The following is a 13,204-nucleotide window of genomic DNA, read 5'->3' on the forward strand; positions in this document are numbered from 1 at the left end:
AGACAGGAGGAAACATGATTTCAGTGATTTTTTTTATTGTACTTGGCGCCTTGCTTGGCGGAGCACTTGGCTATGCGGCTAAGGTGTTTCAGGTAGAGAGTAACCCTCTGGTGGATCAGATAGAGGCACTGATGCCGGGCGGACAGTGTGGCCAGTGTGGTGAAGCCGGTTGCCGTCAGGCTGCAGAAGCAATGGCAAGAGGGGAATTAAGCCCGGCGGCTTGTCCGCCCGGTGGCGCAGCATTAACCACCGCAGTTGCAGAGCTGCTGGGCGTTTCTCTGGAGATGCGTGAAGAAGATGTGCAATGGGTAGCCCGGATTGATGAGGACAATTGCAGCGGCTGTACCCGTTGTTATAAAGCTTGCCCGTTTGATGCCATTGTTGGAGCCTCAAAACAGATCCATACCGTGTTGAGTGATGTTTGCACCGGGTGCAAGCTCTGCTCTCAGGTCTGCCCTCAGGGCTGTCTGACGGTAGAACCTATGGAGCCGGACGTCAGGATCTGGTACTGGCCTAAACCCACACAAGAATTAGCCAGTCAGGGAGACCGATAATGCAGACTGTATTCAGCCGTCCGTTTCGGGGCGGTATTCACCCGAAAACATATAAGTCGCTGACCAGTAACAGCGATATCGTGAAAAATTTCTGGCCGCGTAATGTCTATCTTTCGCTGCAACTGAGAAACGGGGCATTGCTTAAACCGGTTGTCAGCGTTGGTGATCACGTCACCCGTGGACAGTTGGTCGCGATCGGGCGTTCCGGTATGGTTGCTCCGATTCATGCCCCGGTGAATGGTATGGTCACTGGGATCACCGAACACCTGACGTCTCACCCGTCCAAAGCTCGCTGTGAAACACTGATCATCCGGGCAAATCAGGACAAGAGCTGGGGTACCCGGTTTAATCACGGCAATGTTTACGGATTTGAGCCGGACGAGATCATCAACAAAATTCAGGACGCGGGTATCGTAGGATTAGGTGGTGCAGGCTTCCCGACAGCAGCAAAACTGAGATTTGCCCGTCAGGCGAATGCGACCACACTGGTGATAAACGGCGGGGAATGTGAACCTTATCTGACCTGCGATGATCTGGCGATGCAGGAATACTCGGCGGAAGTCATAGCCGGTATCCGCCTGATGCTGAAAGCGGTAGGAGCACATGAAGCCATTATTGGTGTAGAAGACAACAAAGCAGCTGCACTGAGTCAGTTAACCTCATCGGCTTCTGATGATGACAATATCCGGGTAATGAGTGTGCCGAGTATCTATCCGATGGGATCGGAACGGCATTTGATCAAAGCAGTAACCGGGCAGACGGTTCCTCTGGGCAAGTTGTCGACGCACATAGGCATTCTTGTGCATAACATTGCCACAGCAAGAGCCGTTTATCATGCTGTTCGTTTTAACCAGCCGCTGGTGAGCCGGTTGATCACCGTGTCCGGTAAGGGGATCGCCTCTCCTGCCAATATTGAAGTACCGGTCGGTACTCCGGTGAGTGAAATTCTTGAGTTCTGCGGCGGTTTCAGTACCGAAACAGAACGCCTGATTTTTGGTGGCCCGATGATGGGGCAGGTGATCACCTCTCCGCATATCCCGGTAGATAAATGCGTCGGGGGGATCCTTGCTCTGACGGCTGACGAGGTGAAAGAGCGGGAGCATCAGGAATGTATTCGCTGTGGTCAGTGTGTGCGTGCGTGTCCTATGGGACTGATGCCATTTCAGATGGCGGCCTATAGTCGGATATCCGATTTTAAAAAGACCGAAGAGCTGGGGGTGAACTACTGCCTGGCCTGCGGAGCCTGCAGCTATGTCTGCCCGTCGGCGATTCCTTTGGTGCAATACTTTCAGCATGCCAAGGGGGCTATTAATGCAGGTAAGCTGAAAGAGAAGCGTTCTGCTCAGGCCAAGATTCTGACTGAAGCCAGAAAAGCTCGTCTGCTAAAAGAAGCGGAAGCCAAAAAGGCGGCTAAGGCTGCCAAATCGGCGGGTCGCAAACGGGCTCCGCGGACATCATCCCGTAGTGAGAAAGCGAAGGAGGCCATCAATGATTAATTATGAATCGGCAACGGGACCCTTTTCCCATAGTGAAAATACCAGCGTCAGGATCATGTACACCGTACTTCTGACCTTAGTTCCTGCTGTGATATTTGGTGTTTACCAGTTTGGCCTGAACAGCCTGTATGCATTGCTGCTGACGCCAGTAGTGGCTGTGCTGAGTGAATATTTTTGTCTGAAGGTGATGGGACGCAATGCCCGGGCTTGTCTGGATGGTTCTGCTATGCTGACGGGGGTGCTGCTTGCGATGAGCCTGCCGCCGACGGTGCCTTTGTGGCTGTGCGCTTTTGGCGGAGTATTCGCTATTGTGGTCGGGAAGCAGATATATGGAGGACTGGGGCAGAATCTGTTTAACCCGGCTATGCTGGCGCGGGTGATGCTGCTTATCTGCTTTCCTGTCGAGATGACTAACTGGTCGGTGCCGGCACCGATTGATTTCAGTCATAATCAGGTGCTGGTGCCCGATGCATGGTTCCGGTTTGACGGAGTAACTTCGGCCACATCGCTAAGTGGGATTGTGGATGAATCGACGCAGCTTTTCTCCCTATTCATCGGTGCGCATTCCGGAAGTCTGGGAGAAACCAGTGCCTTACTTATTTTGTTGGGCGGGCTGTACCTGATTTACAAGGGCATTATTCACTGGGCCATTCCTGTTGCATTTCTTATGGGGCTGGGACTTCCTGCAGCCATCAGTTCATGGGTCAGCCCGGAGCAGTTTTTACCGGCTACAACACATCTGTTCAGTGGTGCGGCTATGCTGGGGGCATTTTATATCGCCACGGATCTGGTGACCTCACCGACCAGTGTTAAAGGTCAGTTATTGTATGGTGCATCCTGCGGGGTACTGATCTGGCTGATCCGCAGTTTTGGCAGTTATCCGGAAGGGGTCGCGTTTGCAGTGCTGATCATGAACGCTGCCAGTCCTCTGATTGACCATTACCTGCGTCCGGATATCTTTGGCAGCCGTTCTGTAGTGGAGAAATGACCATGTCGATACTGACAAAAACAGAAGCATGGAAAGAGACGATTTCCTACCAGTCAATATTACTGGCCGTAACCTGTGGATTGGCAGCGGCTCTGCTGGTCATCGTTCAGTTTTATACCAAGCCGGTAATCGCTGAACGGGTGGCTGAAGATCAGAATGCATTGCTGATTCAGGTTCTGGACGGAGCCGCTTATACCAATGATGTGTTTGCCTGCGGGCAGGATGTAGAGCTGGGCGGACAAACCTATCGTATTTTTGATGTACGGGGTGAAAACGGAGCTTTGACACACTATGTGATCCGTGGAAGTGAAGAGGGTTACAGCGGGGCGATCCAGTATCTGATCGGAGTCGATACGCGAGGTGTGATCCGGGGAGTACGTATCCTCAGTCATTCAGAAACACCGGGGCTTGGCGATAAGATTGAGCTGGAAAAAAGTAACTGGGTGCTGAGTTTTAACGACCGTTCGCTGGAAAATACGCCTTTGTGGGCAGTAAAAAAAGATGGCGGAGATTTTGATCAGTTCAGCGGCGCGACCATCACGCCGAGGAGTGTTGTCAGAGGGGTGCATAAGGCAATGCTAGCACTGAAAAAGGAAAAGGAGAGTCGTGATGAGTCAGGAGAATAAGTATAAAAGCATAGTCAGAGAAGGGCTGTGGGATAAGAATATTGTGCTTAGTCAGTCGCTGGCACTCTGTCCGTTGTTGGCTGTAACCAGCAGTGCCACCAACGGGCTGGGGCTGGGGCTGGCGACGACGGCGGTTATGGTTGCTTCTAACATGCTGACGTCGATGGGAAAAAAGCTGATCAGTAAAGCAGTCAGGATACCGGTGAACATTATAATTATTGCGACACTGGTTACCCTGACGGATGCCATACTGAATGCCTGGCTGCATCCTCTGCACAAGGTACTTGGCCTGTTCATTCCTCTGATTGTGACCAACTGTGCCATCCTCGGACGGGTTGAGTCTTTTGCCGGACGTTCTCCGGTGTTGTCGTCAGTGGTGGATGGTCTGGCTATGGGGCTGGGTTTTACCTGGGTATTGACGGTTCTGGGGGGGATCCGGGAAATCATAGGTAGCGGGACGCTTTTCACCAATGCCAGCCTTCTGCTGGGAGACAGCTTTTCTTTTCTGGAAACGACGGTTATTTCTGACTACCGCGGACTGTTGCTGGTGATCCTTCCACCGGGAGGCTTTCTTATTCTTGGGGCATTTCTGGGGATAAAACAGAAAGCGGAACTCTTGCTACGGCAGAAAAAAGATACGACGGATGAACATTTGGTCAGGGGGTAACGATGAAAGTAAGTGTTGCGTATGCGCTGAAAAATGAACAGGTATGGTTACCTGTGGACATAGAAGACAACGCCACTCTGATGACGGCTATCCACACATCGGGGATCCTGTCGATGTTTCCGGACATCCGGCTGGATACGCAGAAAGTCGGTGTGTTCGGTAAGCTCTCTTCGCTGGAAGCGACCCTGAATGAAGGTGACCGGGTAGAGATCTACCGGCCGCTGATCTGGCAGCCTGATGATGAAGACGACGATGAGGATGACTAATGGTTGTCGGCTTTGCGACAAATTGTGTGTGAGTAGTGAGTCGTCTGTATTTTAAAGTTAATAAAATCAGATAATTATAAAAGGTATGCCTTTTGCAAAACTCTAAATGACTATGTTCGATTCTAAATGGCTATGTTCGATTTCAAGGAGTGAAAGATGTCAAAAATTGGAATTTTCTTTGGTACGGATACAGGCAGTACCCGAAAAATCGCAAAAATGATCCAAAAGCAACTGGGTGATGATCTGGCAGATAAGCCACTGAATATCAACCGTGTCGATGTCTCTGCATTTGATGACTATGACTATCTGCTGCTGGGCACGCCGACTTTGGGGGAGGGGCAGTTACCCGGTCTGGAGTCTGAATGTCAGGCAGAAAGCTGGGCAGAGTTTGTGCCTAACTTTGATGATATTGATTTGTCAGGTAAGAAAGTCGGACTGTTTGGTCTGGGTGATCAGGTGAACTATCCGGATGAATTTGTGGACGGCTTGGGTGAGTTGTATGACTGTGTGGCCGAGTGCGGTGCCGAATTGGTTGGGCGCTGGCCGACAGACGGTTATGAATTTAATGAATCAGCTGCTGTGGACGAAGGCTGTTTTGTCGGTCTGGTCATCGATAAAGATAACCAGGCCAGTCTGAGTGAAGAGCGGGTCACCGGCTGGGTTGAACAGATAAAAGCAGAGATGGGGCTGTAATGATCTGAAAATAAAGTAATTAGACTATCGGGAAGCGGCAAACATTGGCTACCGCTTCCTGATATTCAGAAATATCCTTTCTTACAGGGTTTAACATTAGTTTGACAACCCATGATCTAGCGCAAAAAAAAACGGATTTTTGAAACGTCATTGAGTATTTACTCTTTTGGTTTATCGCTATAATCTGAACGTTAATGCTAATTACAAATTGTTTCCATTCTCAGGGGTAATGAAAATCATTGCTTTTTTAGTTAGCAATAAGGGTAAGGTAAGATGAGATTGAGTGAGCTAGATAACGGAAATATTGCTGTTGTTTCCGGTTTCTCCGGTTTATCGGGTGATATTAGAAAAAAACTGATGGTAATGGGAGTATTACCGTCTACTGAGATTCAGGTAGTAAGACGTGCTCCAATGGGAGACCCTATGCAAATAGCGGTACGTGGCGTGTCTTTGGCGGTGCGTAATAGTATTGCTGCTCAGATTGAAGTGGAGGTGCAATAATGCCATCTCAGTATCACATCTTAACCGTAGGTAACCCAAACAGCGGTAAAACAACGCTGTTTAATGCTCTGACCGGAGCCAGACAACAGGTTGGTAACTGGGCCGGTGTTACTGTTGAGAAAAAAACCGGACAATATACCCATGCCGGAGAACGCTTCCACCTGACTGACCTGCCGGGTATCTATTCTCTGGACAGTGGCAACGATAGCAACAGTATCGATGAATCGATTGCATCAAGAGCCGTTCTTACCCATTCTGCCGATTTGATCATCAACGTTGTGGATGCCAGTTGCCTTGAGCGCAGCCTGTATATGACGCTTCAGCTCCGCGAGCTGGGCCGTCCTATGATTGTGGTACTGAACAAAATGGATGTACTGCAACGTAACCGGCAGGCTCTGGATGTTTCCTCTCTGGAAAAAGCACTGGGTTGTCCGGTGATCAGCCTGTCGGCAACCAGTGCTCTGGATGTCAGCCGGCTAAAAGAAAAACTGCATAAATCACTGGTTCAGGGTGTCGCACTGAATGACATCACCTTACACTATGGCGATGAGCTGGAACCGGCGATCGGGCAGTTGGCTCCGATCTGGACTAATGCAGAAGTATCTGCCCGTGCTCTGGCGATTCGGGCTCTGGAACGTGATACGCTGGTATTGAACGCTCTGACAGAAGACGACAGAAACATCGTCAATAATACCGTTGCAGCTCTTGATCTTGATATCGACCTGCAGGTAGCTGATACCAAATATACCTATATTCATACCCTGCTGAAAAAAGTTCGTAAAACAGAAGGCAAACTGAGCCGCAGTTTTTCTGAACAAGTCGATAAGCTGGTACTGAGTAAATGGATGGGTGTGCCTTTCTTTTTTATCGTTATGTACCTGATGTTTATGTTCTCCATCAATATCGGCAGTTCCTTTATTGATTTCTTTGATATTGGTGTCGGTGCCTTGCTGGTGGATGGTGGCCATTATCTTCTGGACGACGTGTTCCCGGTATGGTTGGTGACCCTGCTGGCCGATGGCATTGGTGGTGGTATTCAGACCGTTGCGACGTTTGTGCCGGTTATTGCTGCTCTCTATCTGTTTCTGGCGGTACTGGAAAGCTCGGGTTATATGGCTCGGGCGGCTTTTGTACTGGACAAAGTGATGCAGAAGATTGGTTTGCCGGGTAAGGCGTTTGTTCCTCTGGTTCTGGGCTTTGGCTGCAACGTGCCGTCGATTATGGCGACCCGGACACTGGATCAGGAAAGAGAACGTAAGCTGGCAGCCGCAATGGTGCCGTTTATGTCCTGTGGTGCACGTTTACCTGTTTATGCGCTGTTTGCTGCGGCCTTTTTCCCGGGGAACGGGCAGAATATTGTATTTGCGCTATACATTCTGGGAATTCTGGCAGCGGTAGGAACAGGATTATTACTGAAAAAGACGCTGTACCCGGGAAACAGTGAAGCCTTTCTGATGGAAATGCCGGATTATGAAATTCCGACTATGCAGAACGTACTGATTAAAACCTGGCAGAAGTTGAAACGTTTTGTGCTCGGAGCGGGTAAAACGATAGTCATTGTGGTAACCATTCTGAGTTTCTTTAATTCTCTGGGAATGGACGGCACTTTCGGCAATGAAGACAGTAAAAATTCAGTTCTGTCACGGGCTGCTCAGGTCGTGACTCCTGTGTTTGAGCCTATCGGAGTGGAAAAGGATAACTGGCCGGCAACCGTTGGCATTATCACTGGGATCTTTGCAAAAGAAGCCGTAGTCGGAACACTGAACAGTTTATACTCCAGTGCTTCTGCTGGTGATGATGCTGGCTATGACCTGTTTGCCAGCTTAGAAGAAGCGGTTATGACTATTCCAGAAAACTTGCTGGGGCTGAGTTTTAGCGATCCGCTGGGCATCGAAGTCGGAGACCTCTCTGATGAGAGTACTGTTGCTGAAGAGCAGGGCGTGGATATCAGTATTTTTGGTAATCTGAAGGCTCATTTTGTATCGGCCCATGCTGCGTTTGCATACCTGATTTTTATTCTGCTCTACACGCCATGCGTAGCCGCAATGGGAGCCTATGTAAAAGACTTTGGTGATAAGTTTGCTGCTTTTATCGCCGGATATACCATGTTACTGGCTTATACCGGGGCAGCTTTCTACCATAATCTGATGCATTTCAGTATTCATCCGGTGACGAGTGCGGTCTGGATGGTTGTTGTACTGGGTATCTGGAGCGGAACGTATCTGTATCTGAAAAAACAGGGGCAGAAGAAGCTGCAGGGGGAGATGGTCTCACTGTGATCATTTCTGAGCTGAAAGAGTACATACAGCAACATCAAGGTGTCTCAAGGGATGAACTTGCCCGGCACTTTGCCCTGAGTGAGGATGGTGTCGAAGCTATGCTCGGAATTTGGATCCGCAAAGGAAAATTGTCGCAAACCATCGAGCTGGATAAGCGCAGGAATATCCGGAAAATAAGATACCACTGGAATGAACCAGATCAGATCCCTCTGACAATCATCCAGTGAAACGAAAGGCCTGTTACTGACAGGCTTTTTTTGTCACACTTTGCGCCTTCTGGCTGGTATCTTTGGTGTCTGCCGTACGGTTTTTGTATACAGTCGGTTTTTATAGACAAGCGGTTTTTGTATACGGTAACCGGATAAGGTCGGTCTTGTTAAAGAGCTGAAACACGATTATTATTCCGGTCTAATTAATATTAGAAAGTTATTAAAACTCCTTCAAATGTGACATTGGTTCCTGTTATGCAATATTCCTATGTGGCCAGACAGCCTATTTTAGACAGAGAAAAGAAAACGATTGCCTACGAGTTACTCTTCCGGGACGGACCGAATAATGCGTTCCCGCTGGTTGATCCGGAGCATGCCACCAGCAGGCTGTTGATTGAACAGTTTCTGACTTATCAGGGGCAGACCATTGATGGCAAACTGGGGTTCGTTAACTTTACCTGTGACAGTATTCTGAAACAAACACCGGTTTTGTTCCCGAAAGAACAGATGGTGATAGAGATCCTGGAGACGAGTATTCCTTCAGATGAATTGCTGAAAGAAATTAAGTCACTGAAATCGAAGGGGTATAAGGTTGCTCTGGATGATTTCATTCCGTCCCCGGAATGGAACCGGTTTTTGCCCTATGTGGATATTATTAAGCTGGATATTCATCAGGTATCTATTCCTAAGGCGGCTTTACTGATCAAGCGTCTGGAAGAAACAGAGATTAAGTTTCTGGCAGAAAAGGTCGAAACTTATGATGAATTTGAAAAAGCATGCAATGTTGGTTTTGATTATTTTCAGGGGTATTTCTTCGGCAGACCGGAGATCATCGAGAAGAAAACCATTAAACCGTCTTTTAATACGGTTATCGAACTGCTGAAGTATATCGCCAGTGAAGAGATTGATTTTGTCCAGGTTGAGAAGTTGATCTCTTCGGATGTGACACTGTCATTTAAGTTGTTGCGTTATGTTAATGCTACCTCTTCTATTAAAACGGAGATCAGTTCCTTCCGGCAGGCGCTGGCTTATCTTGGTGAAGATAAAGTCAGAAAGTTTGTTTCTCTGGTGGCGTTAGCCATCGTAAATGAGGGTAAGCCTGAAGCCTTGTATAACCTTTCGATTCAGAGAGGCCGGTTTTGTGAGCTGATTATGCAGACCGTTAGCCATGATGAAAACAGGGATAAAGGGTTCCTGTGCGGGATGTTCTCTCTGCTCGACTCTTTACTGGATCAGGATCTGGAAAGTATTGCCGCTTCTCTGCCGGTGAGTAAGGAAATACAGAATGCCCTTATTTTGAAAGAAGGGGTTCTGGGGGAGGTATTAGCTCTGGTGATTGCTATCGAACAGGCAGACTGGCCGAAAGTGGTCGGTCTTGAGAGACAACTGAAGCTGAGTGAAGCAGCGGTCTCTGAAGCCTATCAGCATTCAATTTGCTGGACGGATGAAGTATTCAGCTAATCGACCTGGAGTGTGTCATCCCTGCAGCCAGGGATGACACGCTAAAAAGAATTACATCAGCCACTTCCACCAGACAAACACGCCCAGAAAACCGAACAGATAAGTCAGACCGATCCAGCACAGAGCCTTCATTCGCGGGGTTAGAGCCAATTCACCTTCTAGTTTTGCCTGCACCACCAGACGGTAGTTAAGCAGGGCGAACACGGGGGTGGTCATAAATGCCAGGATCATAGCGAAGTTCAGCATAGTCATCAGCGCGGATGTAAAGAACATTAAAACGACCATGGCCGCAGCACTGACCAGCAACATCCAGCCATTGTGGTATTTTTTCTGCTCCAGTTCTTTATCCTGTATCAGCAACTGTGCTTCCGCCAGAGCCCGGGCATAACCGTCAACGACAGTAATGGTACTGCCGAAGATACAGAAAAAGGCGACCACGGCGATCAGGTAACGTGACCATTCACCGATAGTGGTTGCATACATACTGACCAACTGATGGGAAAAGCCGATACCGGATGTTTTCAGTTCCTGACCGTTACCATGCAGTACTAAAGCCCCCAGAGCCAGAAATACCACAGCCAGCAGAGCAGTACCTATATAGCCGACATTAAAATCGAATAGTGCAGATTTTGCAGTAACAGCCTGCTCTTTTCTTTGTGTTTTCAGCCACATGGATGTGAGACAAGAAATCTCTATCGGTGCCGGCATCCAGCCCATCATAATCACAATAAAACCGATAGCGGCGATACTCCAGGCAGACGGTGCCTGATAATCAGCCGGTGCGACAGCCCCGTTTCCTGAAGCGATCAGTACTGCCAGAACAGTAGCAACCACCAGAACGAGCATAATGGTTTTTGAGAGTCCGTCCAGAGCTTTGTACTGTCCGCCAAGCAGAATAGCCAGACAAACCAGCAGGATAATTGCTGCATTGGCCGTGAGTGACAGATCAAACGGTGAGAAATAACCTAGAAGACTGGCACTGAACAGTGCCAGAGCCGCTGTGTTAACAACTGCCGCAACCATGCTCAGGGCAGTAAATACCCAGAGGTACGCCCGACCCATCTTGCTGTAACCCTCGATCAGACTTTCCCCGGTTCCCATCGTGTACTGAACGCCTGCGCGGAAAAAAGGATACTTAAACAGGTTGACGAGCAGGATCACTACGGCGAGTTGCCAGCCATATATGGCACCGGCTTTGGTGGATGAAACAAGGTGTGAACCACCAACGGCGGCGGTAGCCATCATAATACCGGGGCCAAAACTTCTGGCCAGTTCTCCCAGTCTTCCGGTACTGCCTGCACCTTCGACTGCTGCTGTGTTATGCATATCAGATTTCCTTTTTATAGATTTTGTTTTGTTTTTATTCTGCTTGCCGGATAGCTCCGGGATATTGGCAGGAATAGATGAGCCAGAAAAATCAAGTGCTGGAAGATACTTTCCCGTTTGAAGCAATATTCTGGTACAGAGGGTTATTTTTTACCGTATCAGTGGTATGTGCAAGATTGCACATTTACTCATTTAATGATTAATGCTGTATTTCTAGTGTGTGTTAGATGATTATTCCGATAATTGATGTGCACGTATGCAGATAATAGTATCTATACGGGTGAAAAAACGATAAAAAAAATTGACCATGTCGTAAATAATATTTTACGAACTTTTATTCCCGGGGATTGATCCGGTTATGACGTCATTCATAAATTTACCTGTGGCTGCAACACGATTTGATAAAAGTATCTATAGTTAGCGTATTCTCATTAATAAAATCATGAAGCGCCTGCCGGTGTTGTACATGGACGCTTCCTTTTGCAATGAAAGGTAGAGCAATATGAGTATGTCTCCGAGAGATATGACCCCGCCCCCCGATCTTACGGTCAAGAAAGGCTTAGGTCCGGTACGAACCCGTTTCCCTGTTTATTCCAACACGATTCCTCCCTGTAACTATGCCTGTCCAACCGGCAGTAATATTCAGCAGTGGCTTTCTCTGGCACAGGAAAAACGTTATGAAGAGGCTTTTCAGGAACTGGTACTGAATAACCCTCTTCCGGCTGTACACGGACGGGTGTGCTATCACCCGTGTGAAAATGCCTGTAACCGAACGAATGTGGATCAGGCGGTGAGCATTCATGCGGTAGAACGTTTCCTGGGTGATAAAGCTCTGGAAGAAGGCTGGCCGGTGCGTTTTGAAGTCAGACAGACCGGAAAAAGAGTGCTGATCGTTGGTGCTGGTCCCAGCGGACTGGCAGCGGCTTACCACCTCAAACGTAAGGGACATGATGTTGAAATCCGGGAATCGGCTCCTATGGCAGGAGGAATGATGTTGTTCGGGATCCCGGCCTATCGCTTACCGCGAGATGTACTGAGAAAAGAAATCCGGCGTATTGAAGACATGGGCATCCGGATTGTGCTTAACCATACCGTTGAAGATCTGTTGGCAGAGAAAGTCTCCGGTCAGTTTGATGCGGTGTTTATTGCGGTCGGAGCACATGTCGGCCGGGGAGTAGAAATCCCGAGTGAAGAGCACGACAGTACATTTGAAGCGGTGTCTTACCTGCGCAGCAATGAAATGGGAGAAGCACCGGATCTCGGAGAACGGGTTATTGTTTACGGTGGCGGAAATACGGCAATGGATGCCGCCCGCACCGCCAGAAGAAAAGGGGCACAGGTAACGGTCGTTTACCGGCGTGACAGAGCCCATATGCCGGCTCATGATTTTGAATGTAAAGAAGCCGAAGAAGAGGGCGTGGAATTTCTCTGGCTCAGAACCATTAATCAGATCGACGGAAGCCGTTTTATACTGGAAAAGATGGAACTGAATGATGATGGTTACCCTATGCCGGCCGGGGAAATGGAATCGATACAGGCGGATTCTCTGATCCTGGCGCTGGGGCAGAATATCGATTCAAAACTGACCCGGAACCTGCCCGGAACCGAACATAAATCCGGTGGTATTGTCATGGTCAACGATCAGATGATGACGGGGTATCCGGGGGTATTCGCCGGTGGTGACATGGTGCCGAGTGAGCGTACTGTGACAGTTGCCGTCGGACACGGTAAAAAAGCGGCGGCGCATATCGATGCTTATCTGCATAACCAAACCTACAACAAAGTGCAGAAAAAGCCTCTGGTGACGTATGAGCAACTGCACCTCTGGTATAAGACCGATGCAGAGCAACGGGAACAGCCGGCCGTCGCACCAGAGATCCGTTCTGTCAACTTTGATGAAGTCGTCGGAGGCCTGAGTGAAGAAGAAGCCTTTTATGAAGCTCAGCGCTGCTACTCGTGCGGGAACTGTTTTGAATGTGATGGCTGTTACGGTGCCTGTCCTAACGAAGCTATTATCAAACTGGGTAAAGGCAAAGGATTCCGGATTGATTATGACAAATGTGTCGGTTGCGGTGCCTGCTATGCCCAGTGCCCGTGTCATGCGATTGAAATGCTGGAAGCAGAAGTCAGGTTATAGG

At 48.8% G+C, this 13,204-nt stretch carries 13 protein-coding genes; 12 read left to right on the forward strand and 1 reads right to left on the reverse strand.

What is annotated here, in order from left to right:
* Window positions 1–14: 14 nt before the first annotated feature.
* The 11 genes from CSW98_RS00405 to CSW98_RS00455 all read left to right on the forward strand — a co-directional run bounded on the left by CSW98_RS00405 (window position 15) and on the right by CSW98_RS00455 (window position 9,740).
* Window positions 15–554, forward strand: a complete 540-nt coding sequence (locus CSW98_RS00405; RefSeq protein ID WP_198517242.1) for an RnfABCDGE type electron transport complex subunit B — start codon at window positions 15–17, stop codon at window positions 552–554.
* Window positions 554–2,050 (forward strand): electron transport complex subunit RsxC, encoded by a 1,497-nt coding sequence (gene rsxC, locus CSW98_RS00410; protein WP_100798474.1) that lies wholly within the window; start codon window positions 554–556, stop codon window positions 2,048–2,050. Before CSW98_RS00405 ends, rsxC begins: the two co-directional genes overlap by 1 nt.
* The gene (locus CSW98_RS00415; RefSeq protein ID WP_100798475.1) at window positions 2,043–3,038 is read left to right on the forward strand and encodes an RnfABCDGE type electron transport complex subunit D; all 996 of its coding nucleotides are present in this window, start codon (window positions 2,043–2,045) and stop codon (window positions 3,036–3,038) included. Before rsxC ends, CSW98_RS00415 begins: the two co-directional genes overlap by 8 nt.
* 2 nt (window positions 3,039–3,040) lie before the next feature.
* The gene (locus tag CSW98_RS00420) at window positions 3,041–3,664 is read left to right on the forward strand and encodes an RnfABCDGE type electron transport complex subunit G (RefSeq protein WP_198517243.1); all 624 of its coding nucleotides are present in this window, start codon (window positions 3,041–3,043) and stop codon (window positions 3,662–3,664) included.
* On the forward strand, window positions 3,648–4,331 hold the full coding sequence (locus tag CSW98_RS00425) for an electron transport complex subunit E (protein ID WP_100798476.1): 684 nt from the start codon (window positions 3,648–3,650) through the stop codon (window positions 4,329–4,331). The genes CSW98_RS00420 and CSW98_RS00425 overlap by 17 nt, the downstream gene beginning before the upstream one ends.
* Before the next feature lie 2 nt (window positions 4,332–4,333).
* A complete protein-coding gene (locus tag CSW98_RS00430; RefSeq protein WP_100798477.1) occupies window positions 4,334–4,597 on the forward strand; it encodes an RnfH family protein in 264 nt (87 codons plus the stop codon).
* 156 nt (window positions 4,598–4,753) lie between these two features.
* Window positions 4,754–5,290 (forward strand): flavodoxin, encoded by a 537-nt coding sequence (locus CSW98_RS00435; RefSeq protein WP_100798478.1) that lies wholly within the window; start codon window positions 4,754–4,756, stop codon window positions 5,288–5,290.
* Between the two features lie 273 nt (window positions 5,291–5,563).
* On the forward strand, window positions 5,564–5,791 hold the full coding sequence (locus CSW98_RS00440) for a FeoA family protein (RefSeq protein ID WP_100798479.1): 228 nt from the start codon (window positions 5,564–5,566) through the stop codon (window positions 5,789–5,791).
* Window positions 5,791–8,070 carry a Fe(2+) transporter permease subunit FeoB gene (gene feoB, locus CSW98_RS00445; RefSeq protein ID WP_100798480.1) on the forward strand — a complete coding sequence of 760 codons (2,280 nt, stop codon included), beginning with the start codon at window positions 5,791–5,793 and terminating at the stop codon, window positions 8,068–8,070. Before CSW98_RS00440 ends, feoB begins: the two co-directional genes overlap by 1 nt.
* A complete protein-coding gene (locus CSW98_RS00450) occupies window positions 8,067–8,297 on the forward strand; it encodes a FeoC-like transcriptional regulator (RefSeq protein ID WP_100798481.1) in 231 nt (76 codons plus the stop codon). Before feoB ends, CSW98_RS00450 begins: the two co-directional genes overlap by 4 nt.
* A 237-nt stretch (window positions 8,298–8,534) precedes the next feature.
* Window positions 8,535–9,740, forward strand: coding sequence for an EAL and HDOD domain-containing protein (locus CSW98_RS00455; RefSeq protein WP_100798482.1), 1,206 nt, complete (start codon window positions 8,535–8,537; stop codon window positions 9,738–9,740).
* A gap of 51 nt (window positions 9,741–9,791) precedes the next feature.
* Here CSW98_RS00455 and CSW98_RS00460 read toward each other — a convergent pair whose 3' ends face one another.
* Entirely contained in the window at window positions 9,792–11,066 is a 1,275-nt protein-coding gene (locus tag CSW98_RS00460) for an NRAMP family divalent metal transporter (RefSeq protein WP_100798483.1), read from the reverse strand.
* A 502-nt stretch (window positions 11,067–11,568) separates the two neighbouring features.
* On the opposite strand from CSW98_RS00460, the gene CSW98_RS00465 reads away from it, so the two are divergent.
* Window positions 11,569–13,203 carry an NAD(P)-binding protein gene (locus CSW98_RS00465; RefSeq protein WP_100798484.1) on the forward strand — a complete coding sequence of 545 codons (1,635 nt, stop codon included), beginning with the start codon at window positions 11,569–11,571 and terminating at the stop codon, window positions 13,201–13,203.
* Window position 13,204: the final 1 nt, after the last annotated feature.

It is taken from the genome of Vibrio sp. HA2012, from assembly GCF_002812955.1.
Taxonomy (GTDB): Bacteria; Pseudomonadota; Gammaproteobacteria; order Enterobacterales; family Vibrionaceae; genus Vibrio.

What these genes read in the sequence shown, in the direction of transcription:
- CSW98_RS00405 (WP_198517242.1), top strand. Translation starts at nt 15, where the DNA reads ATGATTTCAGTGATTTTTTTTATTGTACTTGGCGCCTTGCTTGGCGGA.
- rsxC (WP_100798474.1), top strand. Translation starts at nt 554, where the DNA reads ATGCAGACTGTATTCAGCCGTCCGTTTCGGGGCGGTATTCACCCGAAA.
- CSW98_RS00415 (WP_100798475.1), top strand. Translation starts at nt 2,043, where the DNA reads ATGATTAATTATGAATCGGCAACGGGACCCTTTTCCCATAGTGAAAAT.
- CSW98_RS00420 (WP_198517243.1), top strand. Translation starts at nt 3,041, where the DNA reads ATGTCGATACTGACAAAAACAGAAGCATGGAAAGAGACGATTTCCTAC.
- CSW98_RS00425 (WP_100798476.1), top strand. Translation starts at nt 3,648, where the DNA reads ATGAGTCAGGAGAATAAGTATAAAAGCATAGTCAGAGAAGGGCTGTGG.
- CSW98_RS00430 (WP_100798477.1), top strand. Translation starts at nt 4,334, where the DNA reads ATGAAAGTAAGTGTTGCGTATGCGCTGAAAAATGAACAGGTATGGTTA.
- CSW98_RS00435 (WP_100798478.1), top strand. Translation starts at nt 4,754, where the DNA reads ATGTCAAAAATTGGAATTTTCTTTGGTACGGATACAGGCAGTACCCGA.
- CSW98_RS00440 (WP_100798479.1), top strand. Translation starts at nt 5,564, where the DNA reads ATGAGATTGAGTGAGCTAGATAACGGAAATATTGCTGTTGTTTCCGGT.
- feoB (WP_100798480.1), top strand. Translation starts at nt 5,791, where the DNA reads ATGCCATCTCAGTATCACATCTTAACCGTAGGTAACCCAAACAGCGGT.
- CSW98_RS00455 (WP_100798482.1), top strand. Translation starts at nt 8,535, where the DNA reads ATGCAATATTCCTATGTGGCCAGACAGCCTATTTTAGACAGAGAAAAG.
- CSW98_RS00460 (WP_100798483.1), bottom strand. Translation starts at nt 11,066, where the DNA reads ATGCATAACACAGCAGCAGTCGAAGGTGCAGGCAGTACCGGAAGACTG.
- CSW98_RS00465 (WP_100798484.1), top strand. Translation starts at nt 11,569, where the DNA reads ATGAGTATGTCTCCGAGAGATATGACCCCGCCCCCCGATCTTACGGTC.